General features: G+C 39.4%; 16 protein-coding genes and 1 tRNA gene. 12 read left to right on the top strand and 5 right to left on the bottom strand.

Translation table 11 applies throughout. The features are described 5' to 3' along the window. Nucleotides 1-17: 17 nt before the first annotated feature. Nucleotides 18-1,673, bottom strand: coding sequence for an AMP-binding protein (locus KDN43_RS13210; RefSeq protein ID WP_238866828.1), 1,656 nt, complete (start codon nucleotides 1,671-1,673; stop codon nucleotides 18-20). 644 nt (nucleotides 1,674-2,317) lie between these two features. On the opposite strand from KDN43_RS13210, the gene KDN43_RS13205 reads away from it, so the two are divergent. From KDN43_RS13205 to KDN43_RS13185, 5 genes are all read left to right on the top strand, one after another. Then, nucleotides 2,318-2,797, top strand: coding sequence for a DoxX family membrane protein (locus KDN43_RS13205; protein ID WP_238866826.1), 480 nt, complete (start codon nucleotides 2,318-2,320; stop codon nucleotides 2,795-2,797). Nucleotides 2,798-3,007: 210 nt separating this feature from the next. Beyond that, entirely contained in the window at nucleotides 3,008-4,678 is a 1,671-nt protein-coding gene (locus KDN43_RS13200; RefSeq protein ID WP_407681770.1) for a Gfo/Idh/MocA family protein, read from the top strand. A 41-nt stretch (nucleotides 4,679-4,719) separates the two neighbouring features. After that, on the top strand, nucleotides 4,720-6,189 hold the full coding sequence (locus tag KDN43_RS13195) for a Gfo/Idh/MocA family protein (RefSeq protein WP_238866824.1): 1,470 nt from the start codon (nucleotides 4,720-4,722) through the stop codon (nucleotides 6,187-6,189). A 147-nt stretch (nucleotides 6,190-6,336) separates the two neighbouring features. Then, the gene (locus KDN43_RS13190; protein ID WP_238869477.1) at nucleotides 6,337-7,068 is read left to right on the top strand and encodes a 3-keto-disaccharide hydrolase; all 732 of its coding nucleotides are present in this window, start codon (nucleotides 6,337-6,339) and stop codon (nucleotides 7,066-7,068) included. Nucleotides 7,069-7,134: 66 nt separating this feature from the next. After that, complete coding sequence (locus KDN43_RS13185; RefSeq protein WP_238866822.1) at nucleotides 7,135-8,028, top strand: sugar phosphate isomerase/epimerase family protein; 894 nt, start codon at nucleotides 7,135-7,137, stop codon at nucleotides 8,026-8,028. A 97-nt stretch (nucleotides 8,029-8,125) separates the two neighbouring features. Here KDN43_RS13185 and KDN43_RS13180 read toward each other — a convergent pair whose 3' ends face one another. Continuing rightward, nucleotides 8,126-8,332: a hypothetical protein gene (locus tag KDN43_RS13180; RefSeq protein WP_238866820.1), complete on the bottom strand. Its 207-nt coding sequence runs from the start codon at nucleotides 8,330-8,332 to the stop codon at nucleotides 8,126-8,128. Nucleotides 8,333-8,532: 200 nt separating this feature from the next. Here KDN43_RS13180 and KDN43_RS13175 point away from each other — a divergent pair, with 200 nt between their 5' ends. The 7 genes from KDN43_RS13175 to KDN43_RS13145 all read left to right on the top strand — a co-directional run bounded on the left by KDN43_RS13175 (nucleotide 8,533) and on the right by KDN43_RS13145 (nucleotide 15,405). After that, a complete protein-coding gene (locus KDN43_RS13175) occupies nucleotides 8,533-9,720 on the top strand; it encodes an MFS transporter (RefSeq protein ID WP_238866818.1) in 1,188 nt (395 codons plus the stop codon). 359 nt (nucleotides 9,721-10,079) lie between these two features. Further along, nucleotides 10,080-11,465 carry a tyrosine-type recombinase/integrase gene (locus tag KDN43_RS13170; RefSeq protein WP_238866816.1) on the top strand — a complete coding sequence of 462 codons (1,386 nt, stop codon included), beginning with the start codon at nucleotides 10,080-10,082 and terminating at the stop codon, nucleotides 11,463-11,465. Between the two features lie 304 nt (nucleotides 11,466-11,769). Then, nucleotides 11,770-12,078 (top strand): helix-turn-helix transcriptional regulator, encoded by a 309-nt coding sequence (locus KDN43_RS13165; protein WP_238866814.1) that lies wholly within the window; start codon nucleotides 11,770-11,772, stop codon nucleotides 12,076-12,078. Between the two features lie 23 nt (nucleotides 12,079-12,101). Then, complete coding sequence (locus KDN43_RS13160) at nucleotides 12,102-13,403, top strand: DUF3987 domain-containing protein (protein WP_238866812.1); 1,302 nt, start codon at nucleotides 12,102-12,104, stop codon at nucleotides 13,401-13,403. Between the two features lie 140 nt (nucleotides 13,404-13,543). After that, nucleotides 13,544-14,419: a DUF6371 domain-containing protein gene (locus KDN43_RS13155; protein ID WP_238866810.1), complete on the top strand. Its 876-nt coding sequence runs from the start codon at nucleotides 13,544-13,546 to the stop codon at nucleotides 14,417-14,419. Nucleotides 14,420-14,563: 144 nt separating this feature from the next. After that, nucleotides 14,564-14,752: a hypothetical protein gene (locus KDN43_RS13150; RefSeq protein WP_238866808.1), complete on the top strand. Its 189-nt coding sequence runs from the start codon at nucleotides 14,564-14,566 to the stop codon at nucleotides 14,750-14,752. 2 nt (nucleotides 14,753-14,754) lie between these two features. Next, complete coding sequence (locus tag KDN43_RS13145) at nucleotides 14,755-15,405, top strand: hypothetical protein (protein ID WP_238866806.1); 651 nt, start codon at nucleotides 14,755-14,757, stop codon at nucleotides 15,403-15,405. A gap of 675 nt (nucleotides 15,406-16,080) precedes the next feature. On the opposite strand, the gene KDN43_RS13140 is transcribed toward KDN43_RS13145, so the two are convergent. From KDN43_RS13140 to KDN43_RS13130, 3 genes are all read right to left on the bottom strand, one after another. Continuing rightward, nucleotides 16,081-16,151, bottom strand: a tRNA-Gln gene (locus KDN43_RS13140). A gap of 102 nt (nucleotides 16,152-16,253) precedes the next feature. Further along, entirely contained in the window at nucleotides 16,254-17,546 is a 1,293-nt protein-coding gene (gene tyrS, locus KDN43_RS13135) for a tyrosine--tRNA ligase (protein WP_238866804.1), read from the bottom strand. Nucleotides 17,547-17,609: 63 nt separating this feature from the next. Then, the gene (locus KDN43_RS13130; protein WP_238866802.1) at nucleotides 17,610-19,061 is read right to left on the bottom strand and encodes a TrkH family potassium uptake protein; all 1,452 of its coding nucleotides are present in this window, start codon (nucleotides 19,059-19,061) and stop codon (nucleotides 17,610-17,612) included. Nucleotides 19,062-19,123: the final 62 nt, after the last annotated feature.

Raw genomic sequence — 19,123 nt, 5'->3', positions numbered from 1 at the left:
ATGATCTCACTGATTATTTACTTCTGATATTTAAATCGCTTTATACTTCGTTTGGGTGTCTTCTCAAACTCCTCTTCCTGAATGCGGATGGAGGTTATCCTGCTGTATGATGGCAGTTTGCTATTAACCTCGTTTATCAGTTGCTCTAAGAAGGGTATTATTTTAGGTTCATTAACTCCATGTTCCTGTAATGTATCTTTGTCGGGTACAATAAGAGCAATAAGTTTTTCATTTTCTTCAATCACTAGTGACTCGCTAACATAGGTATAAGCGTTAATTTTTTCTTCAATCTCTTCGGGATAGATATTTTGCCCCGAAGGTCCCAGTATCATGTTTTTATTTCGTCCCCTGATAAAGACGTAATTGTCTTTGTCCAGAGTACCCAGGTCACCAGTCTTTAGCCATCCGTCTTTTGTGAACGACTTCTTTGTTGCCTCTTCATTTTTATAATATCCCAGCATAACATTTGCACCCTTTGTGAGAATCTCTCCAACAACGTTCTGTGGATCTTCGGAGTCAATTCTCACCTGCATTCTGTCCACAACTTTTCCACATGAACGCTCTTTGAACTCAGTCCAGAAGGAGTAGGAGATAAGTGGACCGCATTCAGTCATACCATACCCAACGGTGTATGGGAATCTGATTTTCCGGAGAAACTTCTCCACGTCTGAGTTGAGTGCAGCACCACCAATAACAACCTCTACCAGGTTCCCGCCGAAAAATGCCATCATCAATTTTCGTACCTTCGCATGCACTATGTAGTTTAGCAGCGGTATTTTAACTAGTGTCCCGGCAGCTCCATGTTTCAGCTTGGGTAAAACGTTTCTGGTAACAATTTTCTCTATTATGAGTGGAACGGCAAGAATCAGCTTTGGTTTAACTTTCGCGAATGTTTCGAGCAGTATTTTCGGAGAAGGGGTTTTCCCCAGAAAATGGATGTGGCAACCCATTGATATGGAATTGAGAACTTCAAAAGCCAGTCCATACGTATGTGCCATTGGTAACATACATACAATATTGTCGCCCGAAAAAATAAACTCCAGATTGTCGTTGGCAAATTTAGTATTCGACCACAGGCTACGGTAGGGTATCATCACACCTTTAGGGCTACTTGTTGTTCCCGAAGTGTAGTTGATGACAGCCAGTTCCTCCGGTTTATCGGTACGGAAAGAGATATCGTTGACAAAGAAACCCTTCTCATACTTTTTTTCGAAAAATGCAGGTGCATTCTGCACAAACACTTCAAATTCTTTTGAGGCAGTTTTTATGAGTGAGAAATTGTCGAGAGAGAAAACAGTTTCCACTTTGGGGATGGTGGTTTCGTCAACTTCGCCCCAGATATTCTCATCCACGAAAAACATTTTTGAATCGGAATGATTCACTATGAACTGTACGCTCTCTTTATCGAATTCATGAAGTATGCTTACCGAGACAGCGCCATAAGAGAGAGTTGCAAAAAAGACTATAGCCCAGTTGGCGGAGTTTCTACCACACACCGAGATTTTGTCCCCACGTTCTATCCCAGCAGATTTAAAAAAGTCGTGCAGCCGATCTATTTCAAGGGCAAAGTCTTTGTAATAAAAGGTTTTGCCATTAAAATCGGTCATGGCCGGCATATTCCAATGATTTCGAATACTTTGCTCAATTGAGCCTAAAAAAGTGTTTTGGGTCATTATTCTGTTTTTTATTTTTTACATCTCTTTAATAATCTGGCAAATATATACCCAATACTCACGCAATAAACCGATTGACAACTGCACGATGCGAAGTACAAATCAATTCAATAATCAGTAAATTGTAAGTAATTTTCGAAAAAACCGGACAATCATACCTCTTTACAAATTAAAAAACAATTTATCGTGTGTATTGTTTATTTCAATTCGTAATTTCAATTGTTTATAAATAACTTGCTTATCTCTGTAAATACAGTGATAAAGTGATTATTTATTGAAAATAATCTGCCGGGAGCAGTGAATTGCCAGCTACCGTGACTAATATTTCAAGACTTTTAGACCATAAAAGTAGATAAAAAAAAACGAATGAACAAATTTACAACTTTCCCGAAACTGTTTTCAGCTCTAATCAAAACATAAGTGAAAGATGAATAAAGTGATAAAAGAAATCCGAATTTATTATGACGTTTTTTATATAGCATTGTCAGTAAAAACAGTCGAAAAGCATCAATATTGACAATTTGTCTTGCATGATTGTGATAATAAAACAATAAAATTTCATTTTCAAAATTATTTGTCTTACTTTTACGGGTGCATTTTGCTTCATAAAAAAGCAAGATGACAATCTTTTAAGCCGTAAAAAAATGCAATCAATACATTATAGCAAATTACAATTATACTCACTGTTTGTGCTGCGTATTTTAATAGGTTGGTATTTTTTGTATGAGGGACTGGCAAAGGTATTCACTCCAAACTGGTCTGCATATGGCTATATGATGGACTCGCAAGGGGTTTTTGCACCTGTTTTTATGTATATTGCCGGAAATAACATATTACTGTCTGTCGCAAATTTTATAAATATATGGGGATTAACTCTTATTGGCTTACTGTTGATATTGGGCCTTTTTTCAAATATTGGATATTACGGTGCTGTTTTTTTTCTGACTCTGTACTATCTTTCACATCCTCCATTATTAAATGCAGAATATATATTGCCTGCTGGAGGATCTTATTTGTGGATAGAAAAAAATCTTATTATAATATCTGCAGTAGTGGTACTGATGCTTTTTCCAACATCAAAAATAATTGGTTTTGACAGTTTGTTGTTTCGCCGGAAAAAGTGAAAGCAGAGTCAGTTCATTTGCTTTATCGGGTACTTTTGCGATATACTAAATTCTGAAATAGAAATAGCTTTCTAAAATATATCTTAATGTAAAAAACTGATTTTTTGTTATTTCAATTTTGTATGAGACGAGCATGATATTTAATTTAAATCAAGCAGATGATTAAATCGTGTTCAAGCTATACATGTGAAAATCAATATTTTTAATCTAATGGACGAAGATAAAAAGATATATAATAACAATAATGGAGAAGGGGAAAAATCATCAGGCAAAGAAGTATCTCAAGGGCGCCGTGATGTACTCAAGGCGATGGCCTCTGTCCCGGTATTAGGGGCGATGGCATACGGAGTGTACAAAAAAAAACAGATTGAAAACAAAAACAGAAATGCTTCTGAGATTTTTCGATTCAAGAGTGATGTAGCACCCTATGCTTCCATACCATCGGATGCCCCGGTTATTAAAATAGGTATTGTCGGTTTCGGCATCAGAGGTGCTCAGCTGATGCAAGCTCTGGGATTTGCTACTCCCGGCTATGTTGAAGACCTTATTAAGCAGGCAAAAGCAGACTCTGACAATACTCGTTACCGTGATTTTATGGAACAGGAGGACTTGCGTGTTGAAATTACTGCTGTTTGTGATATTTTTGATGTCTATGGTAATGATGCTATAAAGGCAGGAGCAAATATACACAGGGAAGGGGTGAACGGGAAGCATGGCCCGGAACCGAAGCGATACCTTAATTATAAGGAACTGTTGTCTGCACCGGATGTTGATGCTGTAGTAATTGCATCACCCGATCACTGGCATGGTACCATGGCTATGGACGCCATAATGGCGGGCAAACATGTTTATCTTGAAAAGCCAATGACCTGGACCGTACCAGAGACCTACAAGCTCCGCTCGATTGTGAAAAGTAACCCTCAGCTAGTATTTCAGTTAGGACACCAGAACAGGCAGATTGAAGCCTACGAGAGGGCACGGCAGATCATTGAAAAAGGGTTGTTGGGCAAAGTTTCTTTGATAGAGACCGGTACAAACAGGAATGATCCTAATGGCGCATGGGTATACCCAATACATGAACAGGCTACATCTAAAAATATTGACTGGAAACAATTTGAAGGAGATACCGGCCGTATAAAAGAGTACATGGATTACATGACTTCGGCAGGATTACTAAAATATGTAGGGCCAGAGCCCCGCGAAAAGTTCAGTCTTGAAAGATTTTTCCGATGGCGCTGTTGGTGGGATTACAGTACAGGTTTGAGTGGAGATCTTTTAACACATGAGTATGACGCAATGAACCAGATACTTAATCTGGGTATACCTTCATCTGCAAGCTCTTCGGGAGGTGTCTATTTCTTTAAGGACGGACGAACCGTACCGGATGTATTGCAAACGGTATTCGAATACAAAGACAGGGACCTGACAATGCTCTACTCAGCAACACTGGCCAACCAGTTTAATCGCAGCCGTAAGATCATGGGCCATGATGCTACCATGGAGGTTGGAAACACTCTTACCGTTACCGTAGACCCCAGGTCTGAGCAGTATAGTGATAAAATAGACAAGGGAATCATAAAGCCCGGTGAACCATTTTACTCATATATACCCGGACAGAGTGTTGATGCTGTGTCAACTGCTACCGAAAAATATTTTGCAGAACGCGGGTTGCTCTTCTCATTTATAAGTGGAAAGCGATATAACACTACCTTTCTGCACCTTAAAGAGTGGCTGGACTGCATCAGAAACGGAAAGCAACCTTCCTGCGGTATCGATCAGGGCTTTGAAGAGGCAATTACGGCTCATATGGGAACACGTGCCTATCTCGAAGGCCGAACCATGTACTGGAATAAAGAAAAAGAAGAGATAACAAGAGGATAAAAACTATAATTAATATCAAGTAATAACCAAAAAAAGTACTTATGTCATCAAAAATTACAAGAAGAAAATTTTTAGAAACCGGAGCAATAGCTGCTGCCGGACTAACCGTTGTACCTTCATCGGTACTTGGGAAAAGTGTAGGACAAACTGCACCAAGTGATAAACTGAATATTGCCGGAGTAGGTATTGGCGGAATGGGGAACGCCAACCTTAGCAGGCTTGAAAGCGAGAATATTATCGGACTTTGTGATGTGGACTGGAAGTACAGCCAGCGTGTGTTTGATAAGTACCCGAAAGCTAAGAAGTATTACGATTACAGAAAAATGTACGATGAACTGGGTAAGAGCATCGATGCTGTTGTTGTAGCTACGGCTGACCATACGCACGCAATGATTGCCGCTGATGCTATGACAATGGGTAAACATGTGTATGTTCAGAAACCACTTACTCACAGTGTATATGAATCACGTTTGTTAACAAATCTTGCAGCAAAGTACAAAGTAGCAACAAGCATGGGTAATCAGGGATCTTCAGCTCCCGGAGTACGCCAGGTTATAGACTGGATAAGAGATGGTCAGATAGGTGAAGTGAGAAAAGTTGAAGCTTTTACTGACAGGCCTATATGGCCGCAAGGTTTGATGACACCTAAACAGGCTGATAAGATTCCATCTACACTGAATTGGGACCTTTTTATAGGACCGGCAAAAAAACGTCCGTTCAATAATATCTATCATCCATGGAACTGGCGCGGATGGTGGGATTTCGGTACCGGCGCATTAGGTGATATGGCTTGTCATATTTTACATCCGGTGTTTAAAGGATTAAATCTGGGCTATCCTACCAAGGTGCAGGGCTCTTCTACAATGTTGCTGACAGATTGTGCTCCCAACGCTCAAATGGTTAAATATGTATTCCCTGAACGCGACAACTTGCCTAAAGTTGCCATGCCCGAAGTTGAGGTTACCTGGTACGATGGTGGTTTACAACCAATGCGTCCAGAAGGTGTTCCTGCGGGTAAGAACCTGAACGATCAGGGTGGGGGTGTGATCTTCTACGGATCTAAAGATACGCTTATATGCGGTTGTTATGGTGTTAACCCGTGGCTGGTATCCGGTCGCAAACCCAACTCGCCCAAAACACAGCGCGAGGTTACCTTGTCGCATGAAATGGACTGGGTACGTGCTTGTAAGGAATCTCCTGCAAATCGTGTTGAAACTGCGTCTCCTTTCTCTGAAGCTGGCCCTTTCAATGAGATGGTTGTGATGGGTGTTCTTGCTGTAAGACTGCAAGGATTAAACCAGGAGCTTCACTGGGATGGTGAAAACATGCAATTCACCAATATACCTGCTGATGCTGTTATCAAAACCATTATTGAAGATGGATTTAAGATCACCGACGGACACCCGACATTCAACAAAACTTGGACAGAACCGGTAAATGCTATTGAATATGCAAATGAGATGATCAAGCACTCCTATCAGAATGGATGGAAATTGCCTGATATGCCATAATATTACACTTTTGATGGTTAGAAGGGACAACGACTGATTCTTTCGTCGTTGTTCCCTGTATTTAAAAAATTAAATTTCAGTTTAATTAAAAAGAAAATAGTTATGAAAAATGTTTTAAATGTATTTAGTCTAATTATTATTTCAGGAATGATTTTTATGTCATGTTCCAACACAAGCAAACAATCTAAGACAGCCGATGCAACAGACTCTGTTGAGATGACTGCAGCCGGTGAAGGATGGATTACACTTTTCAACGGTACAGATTTTACAGGATGGCGTGGTTATAACCGTGCCGATATGCCTTCGGCCTGGACCATTGAAGATGGTGCAATCAAGATAAACGGATCGGGAATGGGTGAAGCCGGTGCAAAAGATGGTGGAGACATCATTTACGACCAGAAATTTAAAAACTTCGAGCTTACCTTCGAATGGAAAGTATCTGAAGGTGGAAATAGTGGTGTGTTCTATCTGGCTCAGGAGCTGGAAGGAAAACAAATTTACGAATCGGCACCCGAGTATCAGATTCTTGATAATGCAAAACATCCCGATGCCAAGTTAGGAAAAGACGGAAATCGCCAATCTGCTTCTTTGTATGATCTGGTGCCTGCAGTACCACAGAATTCAAAACCTGCAGGTGAATGGAATACAGGTGGCATTATGGTGTATAAAGGAACCGTTATTCATACTCAGAATGGTGAAAATGTTGTAGAATATCACCTGTGGACAGACTCATGGAAAGAAATGGTTGCCGGGAGCAAATTCAAAAACTGGCCTGACTTCCTGAATGCAGGAGGTGAAAATCAGGAAGGTTATATAGGCTTACAGGATCACGGCGATGATGTATGGTACAGAAATATAAAAATTAAAATATTGGATTAATTTAAACAAAGGGAAAGGATATTCTCATCTGAAACGGGAACATCCTTTTTTTAAACAACTTATACAATGAAAAAACGTTCAATTTTGTTAAGTACCGCATTATTAAGCGGTTTGTTCTTTTTCTCTGCATGCAACCAGGGAAAACAACAGAAAGAGGAGGCATCAGCCAAAAAAGAGATTTACCTTCAACTATATTCAGTACGAGATGATATCAAGGCTGATTACGCTGGTACCATTGCAAAAGTCGCAGAAATAGGATATACCGGAGTAGAGGCAGCAGGATATAATGACGGACAGTTTTATGGAATGTCTCCTGTCGATTTTAAGAAATCGATCGAAGATGCAGGCATGGAAGTACTGTCTTCACATGCTTCAAGACCTTTAGCCGAAAAACCGGGTGAAACAAACTGGGATGAGACCTGGGCTTGGTGGGATACTGCTATTCAGGCTCACAAGGAAGCAGGAATGAAATACATTGTCATTCCCTGGATGACCACCCCTGAAACGCTATCCGACCTTCAGGTATATTGTGATTATTATAACCAGATAGGTGAGAAATGTAATGCTGCAGGTCTTCGTTTAGGCTATCATAACCACAGTTTTGAGTTCAACGAAATAGAAGGTCAATTAATGTACGACTATATGTTGAACAATACCGATCCCTCCAAAGTGTTTTTCCAGATGGATGTTTACTGGGTGTGTGAGGGCGGTAAAGACCCGGTAGATTATTTCAACAGCTTCCCCGGGCGCTTCGAACAATTGCATGTAAAAGATGAGACCGAATTAGGTAAAAGTGGAAAAGTGAACTTTGAGAATATCTTCAACAATGCAGAGAAATCGGGCGCAAAATATATGATTGTGGAAGTGGAAAGATATACAGGAACCCCTTTCGAAGGAGTGAAGGAGAGTTATGATTTTTTGAATAATGCAGCTTTTGTAAAAGAGAGTTATTCGAAATAACAAACCTATCTAATTGAGTTTAACTATCCCCTGGTATATGTAATATATGCCGGGGATTTTTTTGTTGGAAGTATTCATCGAAGTGGGCCTTTACATTTTATCTTTTTTTATAGTTTTCTCTTCTCACCGTCATCAACGGCAAAAACACAAATATCCCCACAATCGACATTGCCAACCCGCCAATCGTTCCCGCCGCCAGCGGAAACCAGAACGCTTCTTTGAATGATGACGGTTCACATTTGAAAAACACGCTGGATACGTCCATTTCCCGTATAAAAAAAATATTAAAGAATTTTCCATCCATAAAATTAAAAAGTATTTATGGTGTGGGTTACAAACTCTCGATAAAGAAGGAATAGTAATACCTCAGTAAAGCATCAGTCAACCATGCTCCGTGAGTGATTTCGACAGCAAAACCACTTGCCGATAACGCAAGAGGATTTACACTTTTGTTTTTTCTTGTCGTGAAAAACACTAAATTTGTCGTTATAAACAGATTTACAGATGAAACTCAAGCGCTATTTTGGGTTAGAGAAAAACGTCTTTTATACCGGATTGACAAGCTTTTTTACAGATACATCATCTAAAATGGTGTATAGTGTAATGCCTCTTTTTCTCATGTCTATTGGTGCATCAAAAATACAAATATCGCTTATTGAGGGAATTGCAGAAAGTACTGCCTCCTTGTTGAAAGCCGTTTCTGGCTTCTGGAGTGATAAAATAGGGAAGAACAAACCTTTTATGTTTATTGGTTATACTATTACTGCATTAATAACCCCTTTGTACGCATATGTAGTTAATCCAATGCAGGTGCTGGCATACCGGTTTTTGGAAAGGGTAGGTAAGGGGATACGTACTGCACCGCGTGACAGTCTTATATCTGGATCGGTTAATAATGGAGAGACCGGCAAAAGCTTCGGTTTTCATAAAGCCATGGATAATAGTGGTGCTATTGTTGGTCCTCTAATGGCATCGGGAATACTTTTTTTCCTGCCTAAGGATAATCCAGTTCTTCAATATAAAATCATCTTTTGGGTAGCTACGGTACCAGCTGTGATTGGTGTTCTAACAATCATCTTTTTTTTGAAAGAGGCCAAATCACAGAAGAGTTTTACCGTAAGTAAGATATCACTGAAGCAATTACCAAGGAATTATTCTTTCTTTCTTATTATTGTTGCTGTTTTTACACTAGGTAATTCTACCGATTCACTCTTAATCGTAAGGACCAGTGAGACAGGAATTAGTCCGTCATTGGTACCACTAATATACATGCTTTTCAATACAGTCTCTGTTCTTTTGGCGATTCCTTTCGGAAAACTATCAGATAAAATTGGGCGAGCGAAGCTCATTACGGCTGGATTTATTGTCTATTCGTTTGTATATTTTATGTTTGGTGCATCCAGTCAGATTCTGGTGTATATTGCCATGTTTGGCATGTACGGTGTATACAGCGCCCTTACCGATACCTGCCAGAAAGCATTAGTTTCCGACCTGATACCCAATGAGATGAAAGGAACCGGTTACGGATTATATCACGCTGTGCTCGGAATAATGTTGTTGCCGGCAAGTGTTATAGCCGGGTATCTTTACGACCGTGTAAGCCCAGGTGCTCCTTTCTACTTTGGGAGTGTTATGTCGCTTATTGCTGCAGCTCTAATGATAATGTTCCTGTTTGTCAATAAAAAGGCTTGATTTTTAAGGCACCGATTCCGATGTTTTTCGGAGTTACTTTTATGCATAAAAGTAGAACAAAAAATATGAGTTTCGCATATTAGGAAAATAAAAACGCTATTAATCTATTTTGTCAGAGTAATAGCGTTTTTGTTGTTGTCCCACCAGAACAACACTACTATTAACTTTATATTATTTGTACGATAAAGAATAGCGTGTATAATGTTGATAAATAGAGAGTGTACCTATTCTTATAGTTAAACACAATAAAGAATAAAGTAAAGTGATTAAGTTAAATTCCGCCATATATTCCGCCATATCTTTTTTATTCCACCATATATAGTTATATTTGTATCAGTAACAAACTTAATCTTTGAGATATGGTACGAGTGAATTTCCGACTTACAGACAAAAAAGCAGATGTAACAAACATTTATGCTGAAATAAATTATGGACTATATACCATTGTAGAGCGTGGTAAGGGTAAAGGTAAGAATAAGGATAGAAAGTATCTTCAGTTGAAGTACACCACCCCTGTTAGTGTACCTGTGGCACTATGGAACGCTAAAGATGTTCGTGTGGAGTATGGCGACCAGTTGGCAAGTGTAGATGCACAGATAGAGGGAACATACAGTTCCATTAAATCCTCAGCTAAAAAGAATCAATCTGAAATGAACTCTAATTTGTTGGAGTTCCGACTCCACGTTGAACGCATCGTTAATGATCTAACCGTAGATGGTAGGTTGCCAATCAGAGAGCGTGTAAAGGTGGAACTCGACCGCATCTACAATCCTGACAGAATAGAAGAAAGTAGTGTAGATGGGAACAGGGACTTCTCAGATATGAACCTTGTGCAGTTCATAGACCATATGATAGAAACACTCTCAAACCTGAAGGAGTCCACGATAAAAAGCTACAAAGTGGTAAGAAAGAACATTGCAGAGTATCAGACCAAGTATAAGACGGTCGTGACTCCACTGACCGCAGATGAGGACTTCTACCATTCCTTTGTGAAGTATCTGACTGCCGAAGGGTTGGCAAAAAACACCATAGGCACACGCATAAAGATAGTGAAAACCGTTCTTAATTACGCAAGTGAAAAGAAGGGAGTAAAGTATAGTGATGATTTCCGGAAGAAGTCCTTTGCCAAGCCATCAGAAGAGACTGAGAGCATTTATTTGAACGTAGACGAACTGAATGCCATAGATGCACTTGTATTGCTACCCAAGTCTTTAGATAAAGTCAGAGATATGTTTCTCATTGCATCAGACACAGGACTCCGATACTCAGACGTGATACGCTTGACTGCCGAGAATATCACAGAAGAAGGACTTATTAAAATACAGACGCAGAAGACAGGGAAGACCATCTATGCGCCTGTGACTCCACGTGTGAAGCGTATCTTTAAAAAATATGATTATAAGTTGCCGAAACCTATCAGCAATCAGAAGTACAATCAATTCATCAAAGATATAGCAAAGATGGCAGGGATAACTGCACCAGTGACACGTACCCACACGACCGCAGGGAAGCTGACCACTACTACATTGCCGAAGTATGAACTTGTAACGAGTCACACAGCACGTAGAAGTTTTGCGACAAATGCCTATATAGCAGACGTTCCTACGCTTGATATAATGAAGGTGACAGGACACAAGACAGAAGTAGCATTTCTCAAATATATAAGGATAAGTGCAGAAGAAAGTGCAAAAAAGATGTCACACCATCAGTTCTTTAATCAATTGACCGTAGTAAAGTCTATGTGACCACTTCACCCAAAGGTCACAGGTCACAGGTCACACTCCCATATAACCTAATCCTGTAAACGATTTCAGCAGATGTGAAGTGTGATGTGTGATTGCCGAGAACCCGTAGTTTAAACGCTATGGGTTTTTTATTTGCCTGTTATTCAGGATTATAGTAAAAAAAGACCTGCTAAAAACAAACAACTCCCCTTGCCCCAGTAAAAAACGCTTAAAAACCCTTGCGTATAATAAAAGATTATGTTAAATTCGTTTAATGTTTTTTAAGTAAAACAGATTTTTTAATTAACAAATAAAATTTTATAGCATGGGGTTATTTTTGCAAGGAATTTCAGTTGAGGAGTTAAGCGAAACTATTAAAGGTATAGTTGCAGAAGAGGTGAAAAACGCACTGACAGCCATTTCTGAGACAATACCGAAGGACACAACTCCAGAGTATCTATCACGCAAAGAGACAGCAGAGATGTTGGGTGTATCATTGCCTACACTCCATAGTTATGTTAAGAAAGGTTATCTTACCGCTCACAGGGTGGGTGAGAAAACAATACGTTTTCGGAAAGAAGACGTGGCGAATGCACTGAATGCAGTTCAACCTATGAAGTACCGAAGAGCATAATTAGGTTATTCACTTATAACTATATGAACGATATGATAAATATTATAGAAAAAATAAAAAACGGCGAGGGAGTAATTATTCCGACCGCCACTGCCACAGAGACCACCCAAGAGCAGACTGCATTCCCGACTGACCTACTCCCTGAATGGTTGCAAGAGACCATCAGAGAACACGCAGAGAGTTATGGCACGCCTGAAGAACTTTGGGCGGTTGCATTCCTGACAGCCATTGCCACAGCATCAGGTAAGCGAATGTACTTGACGGTAGGGAACTATAAAAACTACCCTCAATTGTGGGTAATTGTGGTAGGTTCTTCAGGAACAGGAAAGAGTGATGCAGGGAGAGTCGCATTCAAGAGAATATCAGAGATTGACGCTGAGAGATACCTGAGATACCAAGAGGAATATAAGGAATGGGAAGCTGAGGAGAAGCAAGGCACACCACCACATTGGGCGCAGATGCTTATTAATGATACTACTCCCGAAGCTATGTTTAACGCACTATCTTACGCTGAGAATGGACTAACCCTTAATAGAGATGAGCTGAGCGGGTGGTTCTCAGACTTCGGTAGATATAACAAGAGTGGTGAAGTGGGACACTACCTCTCTATCTTTGACAATCAAACATTCAGCATAAATAGAAAAAAAGAGCAACCACAATTAATTGAAGAACCGTTCCTGAATATTTATGGGACTATACAGCCAAGTGTTCTTTCTGAATTATTGACAAAAAACAACTTTGAACAATCAGGTTTTGCGCAACGGTTCATGTTCCTTTATCCTGAATTTCCGATACGAAAATATAAACGTGGTGGGACTACACCTGACTCCGAAGCATTCGACAATATGATAGATAGAATTGAGTCGTATGGTGGTGGTGGCGAGATGCATCTTTCTGCCGAAGCCGAAGACGTATACGAACAGTTCTACAATGATATGGAGGGCAGACGTATTAAGGCAAATGACTTTTGGAGTGCAGTTTTCAGTAAGGCACAAATCCAAGTCCTCAGGTTGGCACTGACCGTTAAGATAGCACGACTATCTGAAGTACCCGACACTTCAGTGTCTGACGTGGATATGATGGCAGGTGTAGGAATGGTGAAGTATTTCATTAAGTCACTTGATAAATTTAAAGTAGAGCAAAGGGAAGAAGTATCGACCAAGAAAGACTTGATACTGCAAATATTTGCGGAAAACCCCGAAGCCAATCAGACAAAAGTAGCTGAGATGGTTGGAGTCTCAAGAGAATATGTAAATAGAGTGTGCAGGTCACAGGTCACAGGTCACACTGCAATAGAACCCACTACAGAAGCAGGTTTCAACTAATTTAAAGTGTGATGTTAGGAGATAGTGATATAGATATGAATAGAGCAACAGGTCACACCCTGAAAGACGTTCAAAACCTTTCCCGTAAATGGTTTCAGGTGATTGTGATGTGTGATGTGTGACCTAAGGAATATTTATATATGAAAGAGTTTAAATATAAGTTGGAAAAATACAAAGGCAGAACCACAAGGCACGAGTGCCCACACTGCCATACCTACCAATCATTTGTACGTTATGTAGATGAAAGAGGTAATTATATATCTGACAATGTAGGCAGATGCAATAGAGAGGATAAATGCGGTTATCATTTGACACCATCAGAGTACTTTAAAGACAAAGGAATAGACTATACACCTACTATTCATGTTGCGCCGAAACCACTACCACCTACTGACTACATACCTGAGGAAATGATGGTGAGAAGTCTAAATACTGATAATAACTTTATTCACTTTTTGACAAAATATTTTCCATTAATAGACGTTGCAAGAGCCATCGATAGATACCGAATTGGAGACCACAAAGAAGGAAGGGTAATCTATTGGCAAATAGACCGAGAAGACCGCATCAGGACAGGTAAGATAATGTTATACGACCCAGTGACAGGTAAGCGGGCTAAGAATGTGAAGAACTCATTTGATTGGGTGCATAGGCACGTTAAGAGTCCTTATCAACTATCACAATGCCTGTATGGGTTGCATTTAGTGAAGAAGTCCACCACACCTCTAGCCGTAGTAGAAAGCGAAAAGAGTGCCATTATAGCGAGTCTGACAATACCAGAGTACACATGGGTTGCTACAGGTGGTAAGCAGAACTATCGACTTTTAGAGGCACTAAGAGGACATGATGTTACACTATTTCCTGATTTAGGAGCGTATCATGATTGGACTAAATATGCAACTAAATATGGTTTTAAAGTCTCAAATTTACTTGAACAGGTAGCTACAGATGAAGAAAGAAGAGATGGACTCGACATTGCAGATTACATTATAAAACAAATGAAAAATGAAAAATAAAATAATTGATTTACTGAGACTGAACTTCAGCCACGAGACGAAATGGAATGAAGTTTACGAAAATAAAGATATTGTATTGATATACAACCGAGTATCCAAAGAATGTAAAGTGAGGTATAAAATAAAAAACTAAACTATTTAATTATGAATGACATGACTAATTTTGATGAAGTGCCAGAATGGGCAAAAGAGTTGATAAACAGCGTAAATGAGATGAAAGAGAAAGTAGAGAAAACCTTTCCAGAAGTAAAGGAAAAAAAACATGATTTTTCTAAGCTAAGAAATTTACTTGATATGGATGCAATCCAACTTAAAGATAATAAAAACAAGTAGATATGAAAGAAACATTATTTGAGAATGAAGTGTTTGATTACGCATTGTATCACAGCACTAAGAGTCGTTTTACCGAGTTGGCAGAATATTTACCGCTATGCTTACAGGCTCTGAGAGAAGAAGGATTGCCTACTACTATGGAGTTCTTCATGACCATAACAGAAAGTGACGAATCATTTTCAGCATACTTAACGAAGCTGAGGGAACGCCAGATGAAGGACTTGTTTATGCCTGTAGATGAACGCATGAGAATCATTGAAAGCTATAGCGACTTGCACGACCGACTCAGAAACAGTGTCAGTAAACTCAGAAGAATAAGGGCTGAGCGGTTGCCATTACTAGCAGAAGGAGATGCCATTATAGCTGATTATAATCAAATAGAGTCCATATCCAAGAAAAAAGCTACCATTCGTATCAATGTGAAGAAGCTGACGGACTACTATTTACAGGTGAAGAAGATTATAGATGCTATGACTGAACTCAGAGAGTTTCAAACCAAGAATGGATTGCCTGACGTGCTAAATGGAGAGCTGACACGAAATAATGGTAGGAATATAAATCGCTACAGTTTACAGATGCTTATAGATGAAGGTTTCACACCTGAGTTATTTGCAGAAGTTGCCCAAGACCACGTGACACTGAAGAGTAAATAGGATATTCTTTTTTTATTAGGTTTTTTGAGAGAGAGTAGGTGTGATGCTTACTCTTTCTTTTTGTTGTTGAGGAATCGACCGAAATTCATTTTGTCTACAATGCTATCACAGATGGTTTTTGGTGGAAAAATATCAGACATTTGTAATAGATGTTGTATATATCACGTACGAGAGTATAGTATTTATATATATGTTTTACAGATTAATAGGGTATACCCCCCTATATGGTGGTGTGGAATGATAAGTACTATTCCCCATAAATTTTTTCCTATTTTTGTCAAAACATTACAACCTCCACACGCAATGAAGTTGACTCATTTATTAAAAATTTGTTCTATACCAGATATTAATGCAGTTATAATTGTACTTATTATATTGTTAACATGAAGGTAGTGTAGTGAGCTATTTTAAGGCTATATAAGACACGTTTAACATTTGATATGAGTAAGAGTATGCCACATAATGAGAAAGTCGCTTAAAACGTCTCTAAATGCCCTTAAATAGAGTGTAATGATATATGGTACATCAGGTGTTTATGTTAACATTCATTTTTGATATATAGACATAATGTTAATATATGTATGCTGAAAATATATTCCGCCATATATTCCGCTATAAGAGCAAAAAGAAAGAGTGTAAGTAGTTGTTTATAAACCCTTTACACTCTTTACGTTGTTGTCCCACCAGGATTCGAACCTAGACTGGCTGAACCAAAATCAGATGTGCTACCATTACACCATGGGACAATCCTTATGTGCTTCGTGAAAAGCAGTGCAAAAGTATAATATTAATTTTAACGTTCCAAATATTTTGATCTGATTTTACATTAGATAGTCCTGTTTTGTATACTATTCGGCAATAAGTAGAAAATAATTCTTTTTTCCTCGCTGTGCAAGTAAATATTTATTTCCAATAAGATGTGAAACGCCGATTACTTCATCAAAGGCTTCAAGCTTCTCTTTGTTTATCATTACTCCGCCAGACTGTACTGTCTTACGCATCTCACTCTTTGAAGGAAATACGCTGGCTTCATCAGTAAGAAGATCAACCGCCCTTATTCCTTCGTTTAGTTTACCGCGAGAGATTGAGAATTGTGGTACTCCTTCAAATACCTGAAGAAAAGTCTCTTCATCAATAGAGCGCAGAGCCTGAGAGGTGGACTTGCCAAATAGGATCTCTGATGCGTTAAAAGCCATCTCATAGTCTTCACGAGAGTGCACCATCACTGTCAGCTCTTCAGCCAGCCGCTTTTGCAAAGGACGCAGGTGAGGTGATGATTTCTGTTCCAAAACTAATCCATCGATCTCTTCTCTCGACAGTGAGGTAAATATTTTAATATACTTTTCAGCATCCTCATCGCTCACATTCATCCAGAACTGGTAAAATTTATAAGGTGATGTATAGCGGCGGTCGAGCCATACGTTACCATTTTCTGTTTTTCCGAATTTTCCACCGTCAGCTTTTGTTATGAGAGGGCATACCAGTCCGAATGCGTCGCCGCTATCCACACGACGAATGAGTTCTGTGCCGGTTGTAATATTTCCCCATTGGTCAGATCCGCCCAGTTGGAGCCGGCACCCCATCTCCCGGAAAAGATAAAGATAATCATATCCCTGAAGCAGCTGATATGAGAATTCGGTAAACGACATCCCTTCACCCGCTTCGCCGCTGATACGTTTTTTTACTGAGTCTTTCGCCATCATATAGTTTACCGTGATATGTTTGCCGATGTCACGTATGAAAGCGAGAAAAGTGTAATCTTTCATCCAATCGTAATTATTTACCAGCACAGCTCTATTGGGAATATCGCTCTCGAAGTCAAGAAATTTGGATAATTGTTTTTTTATTGCTTCCTGATTATGTCGAAGCGTATCTTCATCGAGCAGTTTTCTCTCTGCTGACTTCATTGATGGGTCGCCAATCATTCCTGTGGCACCGCCAATTAAAGCAATAGGCTTGTGCCCGGCTCGTTGCAAGTGCTTTAGCATCATCACACCCACCAGGTGACCTATATGCAGTGAATCGGCTGTGGGGTCTATTCCAAGATACCCTGCGGTCTGCTCTTTTTGTAACTGTTCTTCCGTGCCTGGCATCATATCTTGTATCATGCCGCGCCATCGGAGCTCTTCCACAAAATTCATAATCTTTGTATGTCTGTTTATCGAATTCAAAAAATTATGCAAAGATAATAATTTATCCGCTCTTTACCTTTCCTTTTTCTTAACCAACATTAAAAACAGAGCAAACACATTCATTATTTCAAGTCGACCGAGAAACATATTTGCAGAAAGAACATATTTAGCAGCATTGGGCAGATGTCCGTAGTTACTGACCGACCCTACCTCTCCAAAGCCCGGCCCAACGTTGCCTATAGTGGCAATTGATGCTGAAAAAGATGTCATTCCGTCTATCCCCATGAAAGAGAGTATGAGAGTGGTAATTGAAAAAGTAAGGATATAGAATATAATGAACACCATGATTTGCAGTTCCAGATCGTGCACAATGACTATCTTGTTCATTCTCACGGCGTAAACTCCTTCTGGGTGAAGAATTAGTTTTAACTGTTTTTTTACAGAGGAGAAGAAGAGGTAAACCCTGTCGAATTTAATCCCTCCTGCGGTAGAACCTACCATACCACACTGAATAGAGAAATAGCATAATATGATGATTGAGAAAATAGGCCAAACTGAAGTATCAGCTGTAACCAGGCCTGTAGTACTAGTTAGTGAGATCACCTGAAAAGCTGCATGCCGTAAGGAGTCCCAAAATCCAAATATTTTCTCATGGGTGAGTTGAAGTGTTATCAATATAATCCCGATTAATATAACGAGCATATACATTTGTGTTGGATGGGAAGTGAATATATTGAGTTTTTTCCTTGTCAAAGTAGCATAGATCAATCCAAAATGCATACTGCTTACCAGCATGAAAAACATTGTAACAATCTCAATTCCCAAGTTGTTGTATGAAGCTATACTTAAGTTTTTTGTAGAGAATCCCGATGTGGCAACCGTGGAGAATGAGTGGCAGACAGCATCGAAAAGACTCATGCCAAATAATTTCAAAAGAATTATTTGAGTGATAATAAGACTTAAATAGACCGAAACAACTATGCGGGTAATATGCTTAGATCTTATTCTGAAACTCATTCTGGAGAGATCTGATACCTCTGAACGATAAAAGCTGGATATAACACCTTTCTTTTCTGGAAGGATCAATAATACAAACAGGATAATTCCTACTCCCCCAATGAAAGAGGTGGATGCCCGCCAGAAAAGCAACCCTTTAGGCAATGCTTCCACATTACTCAAAGTGCTTGCTCCTGTTGTAGTGTAGCCGGATACACTTTCAAACAGCGCATTTGCAAGTGTGAACTCCCCTCCCCAAAAACAGTACGGAATCATACCGGCAAAACAGGTAATTATCCATCCCAGAACACTTATTGCCAATCCCTCATGAAACACAATCTCATCAATCTTTTTGATAAAAAGCTGTGGTAAGATTCCCGATGCGGCACAAAAAACGCCACTGAATAACAGAGCATTAAAGGAGTCTTCTTTATATGCATAGGAAATTGTAGCGGCAATGAAGAGAAACAGCGAATTGAATAGTAAAATGAAACCTAAATATTTTATTACAGCCCTTGTCCGTATCATAAATCTTATGTTAAATTTTCAGTTTTTCAGGAGAAGCCAAAATATCTTCCTGATTATTTGCA

It is taken from the genome of Proteiniphilum propionicum, from assembly GCF_022267555.1.
Taxonomy (GTDB): Bacteria; Bacteroidota; Bacteroidia; order Bacteroidales; family Dysgonomonadaceae; genus Proteiniphilum; species Proteiniphilum propionicum.
This window is presented reverse-complemented; position numbering and strand designations above follow the sequence as displayed.

Excerpts from the sequence above, each read along its gene's own strand:
- KDN43_RS13210 (WP_238866828.1), bottom strand. The coding sequence starts at position 1,673 with ATGACCCAAAACACTTTTTTAGGCTCAATTGAGCAAAGTATTCGAAAT.
- KDN43_RS13205 (WP_238866826.1), top strand. The coding sequence starts at position 2,318 with ATGCAATCAATACATTATAGCAAATTACAATTATACTCACTGTTTGTG.
- KDN43_RS13200 (WP_407681770.1), top strand. The coding sequence starts at position 3,008 with ATGGACGAAGATAAAAAGATATATAATAACAATAATGGAGAAGGGGAA.
- KDN43_RS13195 (WP_238866824.1), top strand. The coding sequence starts at position 4,720 with ATGTCATCAAAAATTACAAGAAGAAAATTTTTAGAAACCGGAGCAATA.
- KDN43_RS13190 (WP_238869477.1), top strand. The coding sequence starts at position 6,337 with ATGATTTTTATGTCATGTTCCAACACAAGCAAACAATCTAAGACAGCC.
- KDN43_RS13185 (WP_238866822.1), top strand. The coding sequence starts at position 7,135 with ATGAAAAAACGTTCAATTTTGTTAAGTACCGCATTATTAAGCGGTTTG.
- KDN43_RS13180 (WP_238866820.1), bottom strand. The coding sequence starts at position 8,332 with ATGGATGGAAAATTCTTTAATATTTTTTTTATACGGGAAATGGACGTA.
- KDN43_RS13175 (WP_238866818.1), top strand. The coding sequence starts at position 8,533 with ATGAAACTCAAGCGCTATTTTGGGTTAGAGAAAAACGTCTTTTATACC.
- KDN43_RS13170 (WP_238866816.1), top strand. The coding sequence starts at position 10,080 with ATGGTACGAGTGAATTTCCGACTTACAGACAAAAAAGCAGATGTAACA.
- KDN43_RS13165 (WP_238866814.1), top strand. The coding sequence starts at position 11,770 with ATGGGGTTATTTTTGCAAGGAATTTCAGTTGAGGAGTTAAGCGAAACT.
- KDN43_RS13160 (WP_238866812.1), top strand. The coding sequence starts at position 12,102 with ATGAACGATATGATAAATATTATAGAAAAAATAAAAAACGGCGAGGGA.
- KDN43_RS13155 (WP_238866810.1), top strand. The coding sequence starts at position 13,544 with ATGAAAGAGTTTAAATATAAGTTGGAAAAATACAAAGGCAGAACCACA.
- KDN43_RS13150 (WP_238866808.1), top strand. The coding sequence starts at position 14,564 with ATGAATGACATGACTAATTTTGATGAAGTGCCAGAATGGGCAAAAGAG.
- KDN43_RS13145 (WP_238866806.1), top strand. The coding sequence starts at position 14,755 with ATGAAAGAAACATTATTTGAGAATGAAGTGTTTGATTACGCATTGTAT.
- tyrS (WP_238866804.1), bottom strand. The coding sequence starts at position 17,546 with ATGAATTTTGTGGAAGAGCTCCGATGGCGCGGCATGATACAAGATATG.
- KDN43_RS13130 (WP_238866802.1), bottom strand. The coding sequence starts at position 19,061 with ATGATACGGACAAGGGCTGTAATAAAATATTTAGGTTTCATTTTACTA.